This is a genomic window from Blastocatellia bacterium (assembly GCA_035275065.1).
Taxonomy (GTDB): Bacteria; Acidobacteriota; Blastocatellia; order UBA7656; family UBA7656; genus DATENM01.
The window spans coordinates 117,765-137,687 of record DATENM010000044.1; the positions used below are offsets into that span (position 1 = coordinate 117,765).

Consider the following 19,923-nt stretch of genomic DNA (forward strand, 5'->3'; position numbering starts at 1 on the left):
TAGTCGGAAGGAGAGACGCGGGAAGAATGACGCGGCGACGCGGGAAGAAGGACGCGGGGACGCGGCGACACGGAGACGCGGCGAAAGGAAGACGAGCAGTCAGTCTCTCTGTCTTTCCCTCGCCGCGTCCCCGCGTCTTTATTCTTCTCGCCGTGTCGCCGCGTCTGTTTACTCCTTCGGTTTGGGCGGCGGTGGTGCGGTGACCGGCTTCGAGGTCTTCTCGTTGGCCGGCACAGCTATCGGCGTCGTGACGACAGCGGTGACCGGCGCAGCGGCGATGGCCGCCGCCTTCGCCGATTTCATGGTCTGGGAGTATTCCTCCACGTAGTCTTTGATGGCCCCGTGTCCCCAGCGCGAGTAGTAATCGTAGTTCTTCATCTCGCGGTAGACCGTGTTGAAGTCCCAGCCATAGTTGTTATAGCGATAGACCGCGCCGATCAGCCCTGTGCGGTGGCGGCCGCCGACGCAGTGAACATAAAAGGGCCAGCTCGTCGAATCCTTGGCGATGTTAATGAATGCCTCGACCTGCTCGCTGCTCGGCTTGCGCGTGTCGCTCATCGGGATGTTGATGTATTTGATGCCCGCGGCTTCGGCGTCCGATTTTTCATAACTGGTCGGGTCGTCGCGCAGATCGATGATCGTCTTGATGCCGAGCGTGGCGAGCGCCTGGTAATCTTCGGGCTTGGGCTGCGCGCCACGATAAAAGTGCGCGTCCATCTGCCCAAAGTTCTTGATGGTGATGTGCGGGAAAGCCGATGGCGCGGTGATCTTCCACGCATTCGATGTTGCGGCATCGTTGGCCGTAGATGAATCGGACGAATCACCCGCCGCGACTTCATGGTTTGCCGGGTTGGATGCCGGCGGCCCGGAAGATTTCAGCAGGCCGAAGACGAGAATGACCAGCAAGGAAATAATCGCCGCCGCTTCCAGGTGGAGATGCGGCATCTGCTTCAATCTTGCCATGCGCGCCCTGATTCGCTCTCTTGTCCGCTTGTTCATCGCAGTCCTCCTGATTCGCTTTCGGCGCGACTGTTTTCGCGTCGTTCTGGTGAATTCAAACCAGTCAGCCGGCTCGTGAGGAATCTATGCAGCGCCGGTTTGTAACCGCTTTCTAGCGACAACAATGATAATCATTTCAATCTTCGTGCCACAGCGCGCGCGCGCTGTGCGCCAATTGCAAGGCGCGGGCGAATAGATTAGGATGGCAGCCAGCGAGGTGACAGCCTTGAGAAAGATCGTCGAGTGCATCCCGAACTTCAGCGAAGGCCGCGACGCGCAAGTGATTGACGAGATCGTCGCGGCCATCCAGTCGGTAGCGGGCGCGGTGCTGCTCGACCGCGAATCGGACGCTGATCATAACCGCTCGGTCATCACCTTTGTCGCGCCGCCTGAAGCGGTGGTCGAGGCCGCGCTGGCCGCGGCGCGGCGCGCCGCCGAATTGATCGATCTGAACCGGCACACCGGCGAGCATCCGCGCATGGGCGCAACCGATGTCATTCCATTCGTGCCCATCAGCGGCGTCACAATGGAAGATTGCGTGGCGCTCGCCCGCGAGTGCGGCAAACGCATGTGGCAGGAGCTACAAATTCCGGTCTATCTCTACGAAAAGGCGGCGACGCGGCCCGAACGCGAGAACCTCGCCAACCTGCGCAAAGGCCAGTTCGAAGGCATCCGCGACGAAATCGCCAGCAAGCCAGCGCGGCAGCCCGATTACGGCGAAGCGCGCCTGCATGCGAGCGCCGGCATCACCGCCGTCGGCGCCCGCCCGCCGCTGATCGCTTACAACGTCAACCTCGGCACCAGTGACGTCGAGATCGCCAACCGCATCGCCCGCGCCGTGCGCCATCTGTCGGGCGGCCTGCGCTATGTCAAAGCGCTGGGGTTCGAGCTGAAAGACCGGCAGCAAGCGCAGGTTTCGATGAACATGGTCAACTATGAAGGGACGCCGCTGTTTCGCGCCTTCGAGATGGTCAAGCGCGAGGCCGAGCGCTATGGCGTGCCGGTGATCGGCTCAGAGATTGTCGGCCTGGTGCCGCAGGCGGCGCTCAACGGGTGCAGCGACTTTTACCTGCGGCTGGAAAACTTCAGCGCCGACCAGATACTGGAGAACCGGCTGGCCGCCGCGCTCGAAGACATGCCGCAGGCGGCGCCGCTTTCGACCGCCGCCGGTCTTTCGCAAAACGTTCAGATCATGCCGGTGGTTGCCGGACTTGCCGGGGCCGGGATCGGGGCCGCCGTCGAGCAGGGCTCGCGCAGGTTGCAGGTCGCGGCGCTGAAGCTATCAAACGCCATCGGCGTTTTCCCGGAGATGGTCGCTGCGGCAACGCCGACGCCGGGCGGCGGCAGCGTCGCGGCGCACGGCGGCGTATTGGCTGCGGCGCTCGGCCAGATGGTCTGCAACCTGACGATTGGTAAGCCGAAATACACGGATCGCAAGCTGCGCCTGCAAGCCATCCGCATCGAGCTTGAAGAATTGAGCACCCAGTTGCGCGAGCTGATTGCCGAAGACGCCGACAGCTTTGAGGCGGTGCTGAAGGCCTACCGCTTGCCGAAAGAGACCGACGAGCAGAAGGCGACGCGCGCCGAGCGCATTCAGTCGGCGACGCTGCTGGCGATCAACGTGCCGATGCGAACGGCAGCGCGGTCGCTGCATGTGTTGCGGCTCTTGCGCGAGCTTGCGGACATCGGCAACCCGAACGCGCTGTCAGATACGGCGGTCGGCGCGCAGATGGCGGCTGCCGCCGTCAAAGGCGCGTCTTACAATGTGCAGGTCAATCTCAGCTCGCTTACGGATCAAAAGATGGTGGCGCGCTGCGCCGCCGAAATGGCGCGCTTGCTTCAGGAAGCCCAAACGCTCGCCGACGAAGTGGACGAGAAAGCGAATAGTTAGGGGCTAGGGGCTGGGGACCAGGGACGAGAGAAGAGGAAAGGCAGCACGCGCTCAACTCTAGCCCCTGGCTCCTAGCCCCTGGCCCCTAGTCCCTAGCCTCTAACCTATGCCTTCTCACTATAAAGATATTCAGTTCGCCGTCACCGACCGCGTGGCGCGGATAACGCTGGCGCGCCCGCCGTTAAACGTCATCACCATCGCGATGGCCAAAGAGATTGCCGACGCGGTAAATCGCGCCGACTTGATGGGCGAAGTCTGCGCCATCGTCTTTACGGCGCAGCCCGGCGCGCGCACCTTTTCTGCCGGCGTTTCGATTGAAGAACACCGGCCAGAGACGGTCTATCAGATGCTCGAAGCCTTCCACGACATCTTCCGCGGCTTGAACCTGGCGGCAAAGCCGGTGATGGCGCTGGTCGGCGGCGCGGCGCTGGGCGGCGGCTGCGAGCTGGCGGCCTTTGCCGACATCGTCATCGCGACGCCGTCGGCGCGCTTCGGCCAGCCGGAGATCAAGCTGGGCGTCTTTCCGCCGCTGGCGGCGGTTGTGCTGCCGCGCGTCGTCGGCGACAAGAAGGCGCGCGAGATGCTGCTGACCGGCGAGCTGTTGACCGCCGAACAGGCGCATGCGCTCGGTCTGGTCAGTTATGTTGTCGCCGATAGCGACCTTGAGGCAAAAGCTGAAGAGGTGCTGAACACCTTGCGGCAGTCGAGCGCCGCGGTGCTGGCCATGACACGGCGGGCGTTGCTGGCCGGCGCGTGGGCCGGCTTTGACGAAGCGCTCAAGCGCACCGAAGACATCTATCTCAATTCATTGATGCAGCTCAAAGACGCGGTCGAGGGCATCGACGCCTTCATGGCCAAGCGCCCGCCGCGCTGGAAACACAAATAGGAAGGTGACAAGTGACAAGTGACGAGTGACAAGAGGTGACAAGAGATGAGGCCACGGCTCACCCCAGATGTTTCTTTCTTGTCACTTGTCACTCATCACTTGTCACTCTCTACTTATGCCGATTCCATTACCGCTTGAGATCACGAAGACCGGGGCGCGGCAATTGACCGTGCGCTGGGACGATGGCCATACGAGCGTCTACCCGATCAAGCACCTGCGCGCCGAATGCACCTGCGCCATGTGCGTCAACGAGTTGACCGGCGCGCGGCAGATAGACCCGGCGACGATTGCCGAAGACCTCACCGTCATTGATGCGCAGCATGTCGGGCGTTACGGCGTGCGCTTTAAGTTCAGCGACCAGCACGACGACGGCATCTACACCTGGGAACGGCTGCGCGCCATCTGCCAATGCGAGCCGTGCCGCGCTCGTCAGGCTGACGAATAACAAGGGCTATAGCCGTGGCTATAGCGGTGAGTGCAAACCGTCTTTTCTTGGCAAGCGTAATCAGCAAGGGCGGGCCGGCACAGGCTCCGCCGCCGACTTTATCTTGAGCGAAAGGAAATCCATGAACCTGCGACTCATTGCCCTCTTGCTTATGGGAATGCTGTTATGGCCGGTGGCCGGCCTCGCCAGCGACGTGAAGAAGAAACAGGATGTCGTCGCGTCCATCGAAAAGCATCGCGCCGAGCTGACCGCTTTAAGCGACAAGATATGGGGCTACGCCGAGACCCCCTTGCGCGAAACGCGCTCGTCGAAGACGCTCGCCGATTACGCCGAGCAGCAGGGCTTCGAGGTCAAGCGCGGCGTCGCCGGGATGCCAACGGCTTTCATCGCCAGCTACGGGCAGGGACGGCCCATCATCGGCATCCTCGGCGAATTCGACGCGCTGCCGGGCATCTCGCAGAAGGCGCAGCCGGTCAAAGAGGCGCTCGAAGCCGGCGCCGCCGGTCATGGCTGTGGCCACAACCTCTTCGGCGCCGCGAGCCTCGGCGCGGCCAACGCCATCAAAGAGCTGATTGCCGCGGGCCGTCTGAAGGGCACGATACGTTTCTACGGCACGCCCGCCGAAGAAGCCATCGGCGGCAAAGTCTACATGGCGCGCGAGGGTCTGTTCAACGACCTGGATGTCTGTCTCGCCTGGCACCCCGACGATCACACGCATGCCGACACGCAAAGCACGCAGGCCGTCGTCACTTTGACGGTCGAGTTCAAAGGCAAAGCAGCGCACGCCGCCGCCGATCCCTGGAATGGCCGCAGCGCGCTGGCCGGGCTGGAGTTCTTCACCACCGGGCTGAACCGCATGCGCGAATTCGTGCGGCCTTCGGTGCGCATGCACTACACGGTCATCAAAGGCGGCGACGTGCCGAACGTCGTGCCCGAATACAGCAAGGTGCTGGTCTGGCTGCGCGACTCGAAGCGCAAAGGCACCGAAGAGTTGCTGGCGCGTGTCAGAAAGATCGCCGAGGGCGCGGCGCTGATGGCCGAGGTCGAATCCCGGCTGACGGTCGAAGGCGGCGATTACGAGATGCTCGTCAACCTGACGGGCGAGAAGCTGATTCAAGCGAACTTCGAGTGGTTGGGGCCGATCAAGTACACCGCCGAAGAGCAGGAGTTCGCCCGCCAGATTCAGCGCGTCACCGGCGTCGAAGCGAAAGGCTTGAATGGCGACATACAGCCCTGGGAAGACCCCAAGCCCGACCCGTCCGGCGGATCAACTGACGTGGCCGATGTCAGCTGGATCGTGCCGGTGCTGCACCTGTCGGTGACGACCGCCCCGGAAGGCGCGCCGTGGCATGCGTGGCCTGTGGTCGCCTGCGGCGGCATGAGCATCGGCCACAAGGGATTGACGCAGGCGGCCAAGGCGCTGGCGACGACGATGGTCGACCTGTTCGAAAGCCCGGAGGTCGTGTCAAAGATTCAAGCCGAGTTCAAAGAGAAGACCAAAGGCCAGGTCTACAAACCCTACATCCCCGACGGCCCGCCGCCGGTGCCGCAACAATAAGTCGTGCCACCTGACAAGTGATGAGAAAAGTGCCAAGCCCTGGCCACTCTTGTCACCGGTCACCTATCGCTATCACGGTTTACTGGTTGGTATTGCGTAAATTGCGCGGCTCGGGCTATAGTTCGATTTCAAGATGAACACGCGCGTTCTGGTACTCAACGCTTCGTTCGAGCCGATTAACGTCTGCACGGTGCGCCGCGCCGTCGTGCTCATTTTGAAAGGCGTCGCGCACGCCGAAGAATGCTCGTCGCATCACTGGCTGCACTCGTCGCGATTTTCGATGCCAACGCCGTCGGTCATCCGCCTGGTCGAGTACATCCACATTCCCTTCGAGCGCAAGAGCCTGTCGCGCAAAAACATTCTCCTGCGCGACCACAACACCTGTCAGTATTGCGGCAAGGTGCTGCCGCCGACCGAGCTGACGCTCGACCACGTTGTGCCGCGCTCGCGCGGTGGCGATTCGAGCTGGGACAACCTCGTCGCCTGCTGCCGCGCCTGCAACAACCGCAAGGGCAATCACCGCCCCGAAGACGCCGGCTTGCGCCTGCTCAAGCGCCCGCAAGCTTACAACCTGCACGTCAACCGGCAGATCATTCGCTACCTGGGCCGCGCCGACGAGTCCTGGCGCAAGTACCTGTTTTATTAATGCGGATTGCGGATTGCGGATTTTTGAACTCGTTCCAGAGTTTTCTTTGATAATTGGCACATTCGAGCGCGGAAGAAAATTCCAGGTTCCCAATTCCGCAATCCGCAATCCGCAATCCGCAATCGTCTTGACGGTTGTTGGCGAAACCTTCATCATGCTTGCACTCAGCGCAAAGTAGGTCGGCCTGAGAGGCGTGTGCCAAACGACTGTGAGCGAGGAAACCCACTGCGCCGTTGATTGACTGAGTGATGAATCCACTACTACAGGCCGTCTACGAAGTGCAGCAAGCCACCTTGATGACCGGACGCGCCTTTAGCCGCGCCTTCAGCAAGCCATATTACTTTCGCGAAATCATCACGCAGATGGACGCCGTTGGCGTCGGCTCGCTGATGATCATCACCCTGACGGGCGGCTTCACCGGCGGCATCCTGGCACTCAACACGGCCCCGACCTTGAAGACCTTTGGCGCTACGGGGGTCACCGGCCAACTGGTGATGACTTCGCTGGTGCGCGAGATGGCGCCGGTGCTCGCCTCGCTGATGACCGCCGGGCGCGTCGGCTCGGCGATTGCCGCCGAGCTGGGCTCAATGGTCGTTAGCGAGCAGGTCGACGCGATGCGCGCGCTCGGCACCGATCCGATCAAGAAGCTCGTCTGGCCGCGGCTGCTGGCGCTGCTCTTGATGACGCCGGCGCTGACGCTGGTGGCCGACATTGTCGGCGCGTTCGGTGGCTACCTGGTGGCGACATCGCTGATGCATATCTCCAGCACCGTCTATATCTCGTCGGCCAAAAACGCGCTCACCTATAACGACATCGTCGGCGGGCTGGTCAAGCCGATGGTCTTCGGCGTCATCATCGCCATCGTCAGTTGCCGCGCCGGGCTGCGGACGCACGGCGGCACGGTCGGCGTCGGGCGCTCGACGACGCAGGCCGTCGTTTTGTCTGATATCCTGATTCTGGCGGCGGACTTCTTCATCCAAAAATTCTTGCAGGTGTTCGCCTGATTCGCACAACTCATGATGGAACGCAGTAACAGCGCGATTGAATTCCAGAACGTCACCATGGCTTACGACGAGCGCGTCATCCTTGACGACGTCAGCTTCGTCGTCAACCCCGGCGAGACCAAGATTGTCATGGGCGGCTCGGGCACCGGCAAATCGACGATCCTGAAACTGGTGCTCGGATTGATCAAGCCGCAGGAAGGGCGCATCCTGGTTGACGGCGATGACACGGTCACTTTCAGCGAGCACGACATGTCGCAGGTGCGCCAGAAGATCGGCATGGTCTTTCAGGACGGCGCGCTCTTTGATTCGCTGACGGTCTATGAAAACGTCGGCTATCGCCTGTTCGAGCAGGGCATGCCCGAGCCGGAGATTGACGAAGCCGTGCGCCGCATGTTGCGTTTCGTCAACCTGGAGCACACCTTTGACATGATGCCGTCGGAATTGTCGGGCGGCATGCGCCGTCGCGTCGGCATCGCCCGCGCGCTGGTCGGCAATCCCAAGCTGATCCTGTTCGACGAGCCGACTGCCGGGCTTGATCCGATCACGGCGCGCACGATCTTAGAACTGGCGATGAAGCTGCGCGACCTTGAAGGCGTCAGCTCGATCTTCGTCACCCATCGGCTTGAAGACATCAAGTTGCTGTCGTCGAGCTATGCGACCATCAATGAGGATGGCGAGGTCGAGTTCAAAGGCGAAGACAATCGCTTTTGCCTGGTCAACACCAAATTCATCATGCTCAAGGAGGGCAAGATCATCTTCAGCGGCACCGACGAAGAGCTGTCGTTGAGCGATCACCCCTACGTGCGCGATTTCTTCCGCGAATTTTGAATTCGGGGCCGGGGCCGGAAAACGCGGCGCTCTCCCCGACACCCGACGGAGTTGTTATGGCGAGAAAGAAGACTACGATTTCCGAGCTACGCGTCGGCTTGCTAGCCATCGGCGCGATTGTCATTCTGATCATCTTCATCCTCAGCGTCACCGGCGACATTTCACTCTTCAAGCGGCGGCTCACCTACACGACGCGCTTTAGCACCGCCGAGGGCTTGAAGGCCGGCGACGAAGTGCGGCTGGCAGGTAAGCTGATTGGCAAGGTCGAAAACGTTGACTTCGGCTCGGTGCCGTTGACGCCGAATGACAAGCCGATCATCGTCACCATGAGCCTGGACGCCGACCAGGTGAAAGACCGCGTCCGCGACGACTCCAAGGTGGTTTTAGCGCAACAGGGCTTTCTTGGCGACCGCGTGCTCGATATCACGCCCGGCACGCGCGACCACGCGCCGATTCCGCCCGGCGGCGAAATCCCAAGCGCCGATCAGGCGGGCCTCACCGCCGTCTTTCAGGGCGCTAACGACATCCTGACGCAGTTCAACACCGTCGGCAAACAGCTACAGGAATTAATGGACAGCATCAACAAAGGGCAGGGCACGGTCGGTAAGCTGCTCCACGATGACGCGCTCTACGTTAACCTGAACCGCACCGTCGTTGAGTTTCAGGATGTCGTCAACCGCCTGAGCAAAGGCCAGGGCACGATTGCCAAGCTGCTGAACGATCCGAAGCTCTACGATGACGTGCGCGGCGTTACGACCAGCGTGCAGGGCATGGTCGCAGACGTGCGCGCAGGCAAAGGCACACTCGGTAAGCTGGTGACCGACGAGCAGCTCTATCGTCAGGCCAACGACATGATCGCCAAGCTCAACACGACGGCGGAAAAGCTTGACCGCATCACCGCCGACATCGACGCCGGGCGCGGCACTATCGGCAAGCTGCTCAAGGACGAAACATTGCACAACGACCTGTCGGCGACCGTCGCCTCGTTGAAGAACATCAGCAGCGGCCTGGAGAAAGGCGAAGGCGCGGCGGGCAAGCTCTTGCACGACGACAAGCTCTATAACAACCTCAACCAGACTTCAGCCGAGCTGGTGAAGATGCTCTACGACTTCCGCCAGAATCCCAAGAAATACCTGAGCATCAAGGTCAGCCTGTTCTAGAGCGGGTTTCATTTGATCCGGAACAATAAACATGCCGACTGGACAATAAACATGCCGACTGGACAATAAAGTTCCCGACTGGGAAAGTGGTCAGCCTGCCCGAAAGCGCTGGCAAGCTGACTAGCTGGGAGTGCGGAGTGAGGGGCATGCACAAACTTCAACTGGGCCGCTCAGAAGCCAGTAGCGGCAGGACGCCCCTCCCCTAGCTTCTTCACCCGGTTGGAGTGATGAGGTACAACTTCCGACGGGTCTGTTGTAGAGCAGTGCCGCATCGCCAACTGATTGGTAGACCGTCTCCAGATGTGGGCGCGGCATGTTGCAATGGAAGAAGGGGAAGGAGCCTGCTTGCCGCACTCCGGTGTACGTTATTGTTAGGCGCGCCCGCACTCGGTGTTTACCCGCTCTTGCTATTGAGTTGCGCGAAGAGCGCCGTCGGACGCACCCACCAGCCCACTCAGCCGCCGCTAACAGGAGGAGGCTTCTGTCTGTCGAGCTTCGCATACAACTCCGGCGCCACCAGGGCTAATTGAAAACGTACGGTGCGCATCGATCCCTCATCACCGACCGCCTGATAAGCCCTCGCCAGGTGGTAGTACGTCACGCCCTCATCCGGCCTCAAGGCGCATGCCACCCGCAGCGCCTTTATCGCCTGCCAGTAGTCGGCCTGCTCGAAGGAGATCAGCCCCAGCTCCAGGTAGGCCTGCGCGTTATCCAAGTCGGTCTCGATCACGTGCCTCAACAACACCATGGCGGCATTCAGCAGGGAGGCATCTTTCAGCTCTCTGGCTGTTTGTAACAAGTCATCCATGCACCTGTCCCACTGTGACGCCAATGAGTGCCCTGTTTGGCTGCGACTTGGCGATAGTCAATTCCTGAGATCGTCCGGCATTATGGCTCATTTTGAGCAGTGTCGTCGGCGAGCCGCCGGGCCATGTCGGGATCGATGATGATCAGCGCGCCGTGAATGCTGCTGACCCCGGCTTGATCGCCGAGGGCGTGATAGGCCAGCCCCAGGTGATAGTGGATGAGGCCACTGCTCGGCCATAGCCCCGCCGCCACTCTCAACACCTTGAGCGCCTGCCGGTAATCCTGCTGCTCGAAGTAGGCCAGCCCTAATTCCAGGTAAGCTTCTGCATTATCCAGGTCGAGATCAATCACTCGCTTCAGCGTAGCAATCGCCTCATCAAGCTGGCCCTGCTCCTTGAGGCGTTTGGCTTCTTCTATCTGGTTCTGCACGTTGTGATCTCTACCCTCCGTTCTAGTGGCTTGCCGCTGTATCTATACGGCCTTATCCTGTCTGGCAATAAGGCTTTCTTAAATCACTGCGGATCAATCAGCAGCCACGGATACGAGCGAATCCCCAGTTCGTCGGATCTTGAGGATTGTCGTTGCGCAGGGGGCTGCCGATAGTTTGAGAAAACGAGTTGCTCCGTCGGGGAAGAACTGATCGAGGTCCAAGCCGCCGAGTGTGCCCCGCGTCTTCAGTTTCCGCCCACCCGACTTCAGTTTCGGGGGCCGCGAGAAGGCAGCGTAGGAGGTGCCTTGCGCGTCCGTAGAAATCTCTACCGTGATGTCGCCGGTGAATGCCTCTCCAGACGCCGCCGAAAGCACCAGCGAGTCGGCGCTGATGGACGATTTAGTGAGGTCCACACTTGGCCCGCGCTGCTCAATGCTAAAGCTGCCGTTTGGCGCCGAAACCACCTTCTCGCTGGCGCTGGTGTTGGCGACCACCTGTAACCGGGCACTGCCGGCGCACAGGTTGGGGACAGTCCACACGAAGGATGACTGGTCGGCGGACAGCCCAGTAGCTACCGAGGTGGAGAATGTCGCACCCGCGTCGGTGGAGAGCAGGATGTCAAAGCTGCGCACCTTATCCCTGCCGGTGGCGTCCCAGGAGATGCCCACCTGCTGGCCAGCCAGGTAGTGATCGCCACCGAACGGTGACAGCACGCGGACCGTCACCGGCGAACCGCCAGGATCGCCGCCGCCAGAACCCGCTGGTTTGACTGTGCCGAAGCGGACTTCGACGACGCCGGCCTGTTGCCTGCCGGCAGCCGCGGCGAACGGCGCGCTGGTTATCAGGTCGCCTGAGGTATCGCCGTTCAAATCGCCAGCCGCAACCGCGAAGCCGAAGTCCGTGTTCAGCCCAAACGGCGGATTACCGATCCATACCTCGTCGGGCTGCGCAGGCGGATTCAACGGCGAGCGCGGCCGAATCCGCACGCTCCCCAGGGTGTGCCCGCCAAAGACGACGTTGACGCCGCCGACGCCGCCGTCGTTGCTCCGCGTGTCGCGAACGCCACCCGGCCGCCCGATCAGCAGGTCGGGAATGGTGTCGGCATTGCCGGGCGCGTTGTAGTTGCCCGCGCCGACAGAAAACCCGACCCAGGAAAAGCCGAGGCCGATGTAGACGGTCAGGTAGTCGTTGGCGGCGGCATCGAAGCGTCGTGGCGAAAGCCCTGGCCTGCCAGCAAAGACATAAGCCGCGCCAGCATGACCATTCAGGGTGTAGGGGCTGCCGTCCGTTGGGTCTAGGAACACGCCGCCGACCTCGGGTGCGCCGACCACCAGGTCGGCAACGCCATCACCGGAAAGGTCGGCGACCGAAATCGCCATGCCAAATTGGTGGCCGGTGCCACCGCCGTAAAAGGAGAGGAGTGCAGCCGGGTTGGCGGTGTCGAGCACGCCGCCTTGGGGGAACGGCCCGAGCACCCCGAAGACCGCGCCGGTCAGACTGGCAGGAGCTATGGAGACGGTTTGGTCAACACGGTCGGGGCGACTCGCGGCAGGAGCGCCGGCGAAGAGGTCGCCGAGGTGATCGCCATTGAAGTCGCCGATGGCCACGGAGACGCCGAGGTGCTGGCGGAGGTCACCGCGCAGGGTGAAGTCCGCGCCGCCCGTCGATAAATCCAGCACTCGCGTCTGGCTACCAAATGAGGATCTACCGTAAATCAGGTAAGCTGAACCAGAACTATCCAAGCTGCTTCCTGGCGCACCGATCAGCAGGTCAGATGGGATGTTCGTTGCTTGGCTACGGGCACCGCCCGCCGCTACGGCAGCACCAAAGCGCTCGCCAGCCCCGTAGATGGTGAGGTCTGCGAGCTGCCCCTGAGAAAAATCTACAGTGGCATTGTTGCCTAAGGAGCGCCCGCCGAGGACAACATAGACTGCACCAGAATCACTTCGAGTTGGCGCATCTGCGCCAGGCGCGCCAATGATGAGATCGGCTATACCGTCGCCATTCACATCTCCGATAGCGAGTGAAAAACCGAGGTGGTCCCCATCGGAGGCACCGAAGATCGTTACATCAACCCCTCCAGCCTGCCCTGCCGCAGTATCAATGACGGCAGGCATGTCTCGTCGGCCAAGGATAATGTACACTGCGCCTGCCGCACTTCTTTGTATGCCGCCAACAGTGAGCATCGCATCCGGTGTGCCAATAGCCAGATCATTAATCCCATCGCCATTCAAGTCACCAATAGCCAGACACTGCGCATGGTTTGAATCTGTCAGGTTACTAATGCTGCCCGCACCACCAAGGTGACTGCCGTTCGAAGGCCCCAATATAGACACGTCGGAGTCGGAAGAGCTAGAAACGATCTCTCGCGGTGTAATCTGAGCCGCAGAGGGCTTCCTTGAACTCACCGTACATACAGACACTACTAAGATCACGATGGTCAGTTGAATATAGAGATGACGTGTTTTAATCCGCATAAGAACTTTCACCTAACCTAAAACAATAACCCTGAGTGGACCTGTCTAAAATGATTATAGATTCCGAGTGGAGTCTTATCCTCAGTCCATAAGGCATTTCAGAGAGTTTATACGGTATTACGGATGGAGCTGGCTGTCAACAGGCAATTCATACAAATAATTAGAAATACCATACAAATGTTTTGTTACGCTTTCTGATTAAAAGCTGCAAATTCCCTAATTTTGGACAAGCATGGCAGAGATTTTAAGTGACTATGTCAGACGCATGATGAAGGAGAAGAATCTGACCTTCAAACAGGTAGAGAAGCGGAGCCGACGGTCGATTAGTACGGGAACCTTGAACGATATTATTCAAGCTCGTAATACCAATCCTACAGTGGCTATACTCAAAGCATTAGCACGTGGCTTAGGCGTTTCTGAGGACGAGGTGTTTGCAGTTGCTCGCGGCCTTCGGATTGATCATCAGCGAGAATATGATGAGAGCGATATCGCCGCCCTTTTCTACAAATACAGACAATTATCTGAGCGGAATAAGAAAGAGTTGCGCCCGATCTTAGAATTAATAGATCACGAAATCGAGCGTAGGCTATCTCGTCAATGAAGCCTTCGCGCGACGCATATGAAATATTAATTTCATATGCATTCTTCAGGATTGTTCCATGCCAATATGCGGATTGTGTGCCCTCAAGTATATTCGATTGTCCTAATGGCCGGTTTATAGCTTCATTCTGCTCCATCTTGCAGATTTCCAAAAATTCGATTTACCAAAAAGTTTTGTTGGACTACTCAAGACATAGGTATCTTATAAGTCCCATCTAGGTCGGATTAATGAGCACTGTATACCGCTATTCTTACCGAGGTCTAATTTGCTGTTCCCGGACGAATACAAGGCCGAGCTTATCGAAGCAAGCATAATAACGCTACCTTTCGGAGTATCACTTTGGTGCTAAAAAGGCGTCAGCCAATGATTGATATCTGAAGCCGCAAGAGATAAGCGCACAAGCTTCAAAGAGGTATGACTCGGGAGAAAACAATATAACCACATCCCACCTCTGGTTAACAATGACGAATGCCGGTGCGTTCCACATGAATAAGCTATCTATGGTAGTGACCTCGAATTTCCCCTAAAGACTATAGCTATAACTCTAAGTTTGCAGTTGACAAAGTTTTTTCAGAGTTGTTGAATTCACCTAGCAGCCCAGCAACTTGGGGTTGCGGATCAAGAAAGGTGATCAAATATACTCTTTACCGATTGAGGATATAAGGTACAGCCATCTTCCTTAGTATCCCTCTACGGTAATCCAGGATTTCGTCTAGCCGGAGTCTGGAGGGAAACGCTAATCCCGAACCCTTCAGCGCGGGGCGTAAAATGCCTAGACGTCACAGAAGAACCTCGACGAAGACAAAGCTCAGGCAAGGCCGCGGGCAAGGCGTAGGCTGCAATTTTCTCCCATGGACCTTCGTTCACGAGTTCTCCTCACGAGGCTTTTCAGTTCGGGTCTATAGTTGGAAGACTAATCGCGTGCACCATCTTTTTAGCCTTTTAGAATTTTCATACTTCTGTATTGTCGAGTGGTCCAACTTGGTCGTCGACATCAGGGAGCAGTATCCCTTACTTCCAGTCGAAGAAACAGTCGCAATAGCAAAGGAATTAGGTGTCAGGCATCCTTCAGATCCTACCACTAAAATACCCTACGTAATGACCACGGATTTTCTCTTAACGACTCTTGGAGAAAAAGGAGTCTGCTATCGAGCGCGTACGATTAAGTATTCACAAGATCTCTCTAAAAGAAGGGTACTGGAAAAATTTGAAATTGAGCGTATTTTCTTCAAGAAAAGAAAGATCGATTGGGCTATTGTGACAGAACGCGATATCCCGGGAGCAGTCGTTCGCAATGTCAATGTTTTGCACCCTTACTTTGAGCATGAAAGTCTGCATCCTCTCTCTGAAAAAGAGGTTTATCGCATCGCAAGAAGACTTACGGAACTGGTAGCTAAAGGAGAGGGTTCCTTATCAGCTATTGCCGCAACCTGCGATCGGGAGTTTGGCTTGAACACAGGAGTGAGCCTAAAAGTCGCTTGGCATTTAATCGCAAAAGGAAATTGGAGAATCGACATGACCAGACCGATCGAGCCATTTGAACCACTACCTTTGCTGAACTACTCACTGAATACTCTGAGGCTGAAATCGGCTTGAGGCTTCTTTCCAAATCTATACCTGATTCGGCAAATGATATTTCAAATGGAAAGCCAAGTTAAAACGCTTTATTCTCCTTCACGACCAAAGGGCCGGAAACTCACGTCTACTAAGAAGGAAAGGGTCGTAGCCTTCTTACTATGTATATCCCTTATCCCTTTCTATCAAAGTAGAAGCCTTTCAAAAGACAACTTACAAAAGGCTAGGAGGTGGGCTATGCCGTTTGCAGTAAATGAAGTTGTGAAATGGGAAGATGGCGTCCTTGAGCGCATACTGTGGATTGATCCCAGCAAGATCAACGTAGTCAGCATCCGTTTACTTGATGACAGCGCCTTCCCCAGATACAGCAGCTATGAGGAAATAGAAGCCGCAGCCAAGGAAGGCAGGGTACATAGATACGACGATCCGTTTGACTCTTTAAGTCGGCCAGAAGAATTCTTTTCCCAGAATCAAGTCCGTTACAGAAACGATGCTTGGCAGATTATAGGTCCCCTAGTAGAAACGAACTCCCTCGATCTATTTGATCGCTGGAAGCGAGGGCCTCTAGTAGCAAAACTAGCTGAGAGTACCGGTAAGCAGAAAGAGACAATCTATTTTCTTCTACGCCGCTATTGGCAACGTGGGCAGATGAAGAATGCATTGATTCCAGATTTCGATCATTGTGGCGCACCAGGCAAAGAAAGATTAGCTTCAGAGTCAAGCCCTCCCAACTCCATAGGCCAAAGCATCGATGATACCAATATAGAAAAGGGTAAGGGTGTCAGAGTAACAGCAACAATAAAAGATAAGTTCCTGAAGGGCTATAAGCTGTTCGTTCAAACACGAGAAGAAAGGACATTTAAGAGCGCCTTCAAATCAACGCTCAAGAAGTTTTTTAATGTCCGGTTTGAACTCAAGAATGGTGTTGAGGTACCTATTTTAGCTCCGTCAGACAAACTCCCGACACTCAGACAGTTCATATATTGGTATTACAAATTGATTGAGAAAAAGAAAAGAATCGTAGCGCGCGAAGGTACACGCGCATTTGATCTCCGCCATCGCCCGGTACTGAAAGACTCCACTTCTAAGGCGTTCGGGCCTGGCTCGATCTATCAGATTGATGCAACTATCGGAGACGCCTACTTAATAAGTTCGCTCAACTTTAAATGGATCATAGGACGTCCAGTCATCTATTTCGTAATTGACGTCTTCAGCCGGATGGTAGTGGGGCTGTATATAGGGCTGGAGGGGCCCAACTGGATTGGGGCGATGATGGCTTTAGCCAATGCCATGACAGACAAACTCACGTACTGTAAAGAGCACAACATCCCTGACTCGGATATAGATTGGCCCTGTCACCATCTCTGTAATGAGTTAGTGGCGGATCGGGGAGAGCTATTGAGTCCAAAGGCAAATAGTATGGTCGAGGGGCTCGGTATCAAGGTCGTTAATACAGGTAGTTGCCGGGGAGATTGGAAAGGGATTGTTGAAAAATATATTGATATCGCGAATGACGAGGTCATCCACTGGGTGCCTGGAGCTGTCAGATGGCCACGCGAACGGGGCGACAGGGACTACCGACTGGATGCGGTGCTGACCCTTGAGGAGTTTCGAAAGCTCATAGTCCTCTCCACAATCGAATATAACCTTACCCATCGCTTGGATTCTTACCCAATGGATAAATATCTGATAAGAGAAGGTGTTGAACGATATCCGATGGACCTCTGGAACCATGGCCTACGCCGATTTGGTGAGCCACGTATGAGACGAGCCGAGATCGTCATGCTCAACTTGCTTCCCAGAGAGAAAGCAAAGGTTACACACCACGGTATTAAATTTCACAATCTATTTTACGAATGCGACCTTGCTCTGCGGGAAGATTGGTTCGTCAGACCTGTGGCAAAGGACTGGTATGTGGATCTAGCTTTTGACCCACGCAAACCCAGGACTACATATCTCCCCCTCAATAAAGGAAAAGAATTAGAGGTATGCCGACTCACCGAAAGCAGTAAAAGGTTTGCTGAATTTGATCTACATGAGATTGACGACTACTACGCGATAGACCGTCAACAGAAAAAGGCTGCAGAAATACGAGACATCCAGTCAAGTGCCTACTATGAGACGCAAGGCGAGGCGATCGTATCCAATGCTCTGAAAAGAGCTGATGGACTCTTTAATGGTGAGAGTAACCGTACTCGTTTGAAAGATATGCGCCAGCACCGACAGGAGCAGAAGAATAAGCTGCGCGAATCAGAGGCCTTCGACCTCACGCCGGGAGTTCCCTTCGAAAGAGGCGAAAACGTAATACCACTTACGCGCAAAGAGACTTCGGACCAGGAAGTCTTATCGCGTCCAAACTACCACGACGTTCTGGAGCAAGTACGGGAAGGACGGTGCGATTATGATCAAAACGAGGACTGAAATAGTAAATTCTTCACCTCGGATTATTTACGAGGGAGAGACCGTAGAAGCATCGTACTGCGACCCAATGGTCGCTGCATACCGTGGCAATCCGCTGATAGAAGCTCTGCCACCGATCCTCTCTCCCGAAGAAGCCGCCCTTCATATGGCATTCTATCCACCGTATGATAGGGGCCAACGCAATGCACCGCCCTATCAACGGTACCACGAAATACAAAATGCTTTACAACTTTTCTCTGTCCTGCCCACACATATCGATTTAGAACAACGTATCTCACGAGCTATACGGGGAGGATATTTGAAACGAAACCCGCTGACTCCGGAGCATCGCAGGCACTTGAACAGGAGTGCCGAATTTTTGAAGACTGCCTCACACCATCGGGTCCGCATAGGAACAATGAACACAGGGTTCAGTATAGTGGGAATAAGCGGAATTGGAAAAAGTCGGGCCATCCACGAAATTTTGTCCCTTTACCCCCAAGTCGCCATACACAACCATTATAGAGACCAGGATTTTACTTGTGTACAAATTGTGTGGATCAAGCTTGATTGTCCTCCCAACGGATCAACACGTGGCCTCTGCTTGAGTTTCTTCCAAACAATCGATTCCATTTTAGGAACCAAATACTACAAAAACTATGAAGGGCGCTCGGGTCATCAACTAAGCTTGCACATGATGCGTGCGGCTGGAGAACTGGGTGTAGGCTTACTGGTTATAGACGAAATTCAAAACTTGAGTGAGGCGGCGAGCGGTGGAAGGAATGAGATGCTCAACTTCTTCGTAAGTTTGAACAATGGGTTAGGCGTGCCTGTTATCCTGGTCGGCACATATGCGGCTTATGAAATACTTACGGGTGAATTCCGCCAGATCCGCCGGGGAGCCGGCCAGGGAGACTTGATATGGGATCCTATGACAGAGAAAGACTCAGAAGGGAAAAAATCGGATTGGGAGCGTTTTATAAATGATTTATGGCTCTATCAGTATACGAAGCAACGGTTCAAATTAACTGGGGGCTTGAGCCATGCGCTTCATTTCGAGAGCCAAGGAATCACAGACATTGCAGCTAAGATGTATATGATCGCACAGATATATGCGATCAGCTCTGGCAAAGAAACCGTCACTGAAAAAACCCTGCAATTTGTGGCTAAAGAGTACTTTCGTTCAGCAGCCAAAGTGTTATCTGCCCTGAAAATTCATGATATGGCGGCGCTCTTCAAAATAAAAGATGTGAAGCCGATCGATATCGGGGAGTTTATTGAAGAGGTTGTATACGCTTCTTCCACCTTAGCAGCCTCTGAGGAAGTTAACCCAAATCAATCGGAGAGTAAACAGACGATGGATAGCAAAACCACTCCTCAGCAGGAACAGTCTACAGTGAGTGAAGATCTCAACAAAGCTAAAAGGCGGCTTCGTGATGGCAAGGGTACTACAAAAAAGAAAGCTAAGGCACCAGTCAAAAATAATGAGCTGTTATTAGCTGCAACTCGTGCGAAGGATCAAGGCGTTGATGCATATGACGTACTCTCAGAAAAAGGATTTATTCGATCGGCAAAGGAACACCTAGAATAGAAGGACATAGAATGTTGGCAATTTTCCCTGATCCTTACCCAGACGAATTGTTGTATAGCGTATGTGCCAGATACAGTGATCGTCTGGAATACCCAAACACACGCTCATTAATCAGTGAGATTTTCGGCGCTCGTAGCGCTCTCGCAGTTATCGACTTACCAAGTCGCTTAACCTACCTACAGGACCATTTGCCCCCTGGGCACCACCGCTCAGTAGACAGGATTATTGATGGAAACACCTTGCTGCCATTTTACGCACGATTTCTTCCACAGGAGAGATTGAAACGCATTCGAGAACAAATGAAAGCCAACAACGGAGTTGGTATCTCTTATTCTGTAGGAAAAGGCACTTTCAGCACGTCCATAGACTGGTTCCGATTTTGCCCCTTATGCGCCGAAAGGGATAGGCAGATTCGGGGCGAATTCTACTGGCACCGCCTCCATCAGATACCCGGCGTCGAAGTTTGCCCAATCCATAATATTTTCCTTAGTACAGGACAAAAATGATCTTTGAAAATGCATAAAAGGCCACCGCAGCTTTATCCTTTTCAAGCACTGTAAAAACTTGAGGAGGAAAGCGACGATGACCTCGATTCGCCCGCTTGAGCGAACCCTTGCTGACAATG

General features: G+C 55.9%; 16 protein-coding genes. 12 read left to right on the forward strand and 4 right to left on the reverse strand.

All coding sequences use genetic code 11. The features are described 5' to 3' along the window. Positions 1-168: 168 nt before the first annotated feature. Entirely contained in the window at positions 169-963 is a 795-nt protein-coding gene (locus VJ464_09955) for a tyrosine-protein phosphatase (protein ID HKQ05446.1), read from the reverse strand. A 238-nt stretch (positions 964-1,201) separates the two neighbouring features. Here VJ464_09955 and ftcD point away from each other — a divergent pair, with 238 nt between their 5' ends. From ftcD to VJ464_09995, 8 genes are all read left to right on the forward strand, one after another. Next, positions 1,202-2,890, forward strand: a complete 1,689-nt coding sequence (ftcD, locus tag VJ464_09960; protein HKQ05447.1) for a glutamate formimidoyltransferase — start codon at positions 1,202-1,204, stop codon at positions 2,888-2,890. A gap of 106 nt (positions 2,891-2,996) precedes the next feature. After that, the gene (locus VJ464_09965) at positions 2,997-3,776 is read left to right on the forward strand and encodes an enoyl-CoA hydratase-related protein (protein HKQ05448.1); all 780 of its coding nucleotides are present in this window, start codon (positions 2,997-2,999) and stop codon (positions 3,774-3,776) included. 115 nt (positions 3,777-3,891) lie between these two features. Continuing rightward, positions 3,892-4,221, forward strand: coding sequence for a DUF971 domain-containing protein (locus tag VJ464_09970; GenBank protein ID HKQ05449.1), 330 nt, complete (start codon positions 3,892-3,894; stop codon positions 4,219-4,221). Positions 4,222-4,342: 121 nt separating this feature from the next. Next, positions 4,343-5,779, forward strand: coding sequence for an amidohydrolase (locus VJ464_09975; protein ID HKQ05450.1), 1,437 nt, complete (start codon positions 4,343-4,345; stop codon positions 5,777-5,779). A 133-nt stretch (positions 5,780-5,912) separates the two neighbouring features. Beyond that, the gene (locus VJ464_09980) at positions 5,913-6,425 is read left to right on the forward strand and encodes an HNH endonuclease (GenBank protein ID HKQ05451.1); all 513 of its coding nucleotides are present in this window, start codon (positions 5,913-5,915) and stop codon (positions 6,423-6,425) included. A gap of 248 nt (positions 6,426-6,673) precedes the next feature. Continuing rightward, on the forward strand, positions 6,674-7,429 hold the full coding sequence (locus VJ464_09985) for an ABC transporter permease (protein HKQ05452.1): 756 nt from the start codon (positions 6,674-6,676) through the stop codon (positions 7,427-7,429). Positions 7,430-7,441: 12 nt separating this feature from the next. Further along, positions 7,442-8,257 carry an ATP-binding cassette domain-containing protein gene (locus tag VJ464_09990; protein ID HKQ05453.1) on the forward strand — a complete coding sequence of 272 codons (816 nt, stop codon included), beginning with the start codon at positions 7,442-7,444 and terminating at the stop codon, positions 8,255-8,257. Between the two features lie 56 nt (positions 8,258-8,313). Beyond that, entirely contained in the window at positions 8,314-9,417 is a 1,104-nt protein-coding gene (locus VJ464_09995; protein HKQ05454.1) for an MlaD family protein, read from the forward strand. A 454-nt stretch (positions 9,418-9,871) separates the two neighbouring features. On the opposite strand, the gene VJ464_10000 is transcribed toward VJ464_09995, so the two are convergent. The 3 genes from VJ464_10000 to VJ464_10010 form a co-directional block, all read right to left on the reverse strand. Beyond that, a complete protein-coding gene (locus VJ464_10000) occupies positions 9,872-10,225 on the reverse strand; it encodes a hypothetical protein (protein ID HKQ05455.1) in 354 nt (117 codons plus the stop codon). A gap of 80 nt (positions 10,226-10,305) precedes the next feature. Further along, complete coding sequence (locus tag VJ464_10005; protein HKQ05456.1) at positions 10,306-10,653, reverse strand: tetratricopeptide repeat protein; 348 nt, start codon at positions 10,651-10,653, stop codon at positions 10,306-10,308. Between the two features lie 93 nt (positions 10,654-10,746). Beyond that, positions 10,747-13,131, reverse strand: coding sequence for a hypothetical protein (locus VJ464_10010; protein HKQ05457.1), 2,385 nt, complete (start codon positions 13,129-13,131; stop codon positions 10,747-10,749). Positions 13,132-13,363: 232 nt separating this feature from the next. Between VJ464_10010 and VJ464_10015 the strand changes: the two genes are divergently transcribed. The 4 genes from VJ464_10015 (at position 13,364) to VJ464_10030 (ending at position 19,298) form a co-directional block, all read left to right on the forward strand. Then, the gene (locus tag VJ464_10015; GenBank protein ID HKQ05458.1) at positions 13,364-13,732 is read left to right on the forward strand and encodes a helix-turn-helix transcriptional regulator; all 369 of its coding nucleotides are present in this window, start codon (positions 13,364-13,366) and stop codon (positions 13,730-13,732) included. A 981-nt stretch (positions 13,733-14,713) separates the two neighbouring features. Further along, positions 14,714-15,328 (forward strand): TnsA endonuclease N-terminal domain-containing protein, encoded by a 615-nt coding sequence (locus VJ464_10020; GenBank protein HKQ05459.1) that lies wholly within the window; start codon positions 14,714-14,716, stop codon positions 15,326-15,328. Positions 15,329-15,544: 216 nt separating this feature from the next. Further along, positions 15,545-17,728, forward strand: coding sequence for a Mu transposase C-terminal domain-containing protein (locus VJ464_10025; GenBank protein HKQ05460.1), 2,184 nt, complete (start codon positions 15,545-15,547; stop codon positions 17,726-17,728). Next, positions 17,709-19,298, forward strand: a complete 1,590-nt coding sequence (locus VJ464_10030) for an ATP-binding protein (GenBank protein ID HKQ05461.1) — start codon at positions 17,709-17,711, stop codon at positions 19,296-19,298. The genes VJ464_10025 and VJ464_10030 overlap by 20 nt, the downstream gene beginning before the upstream one ends. The last annotated feature ends 625 nt before the right edge of the window (positions 19,299-19,923 follow it).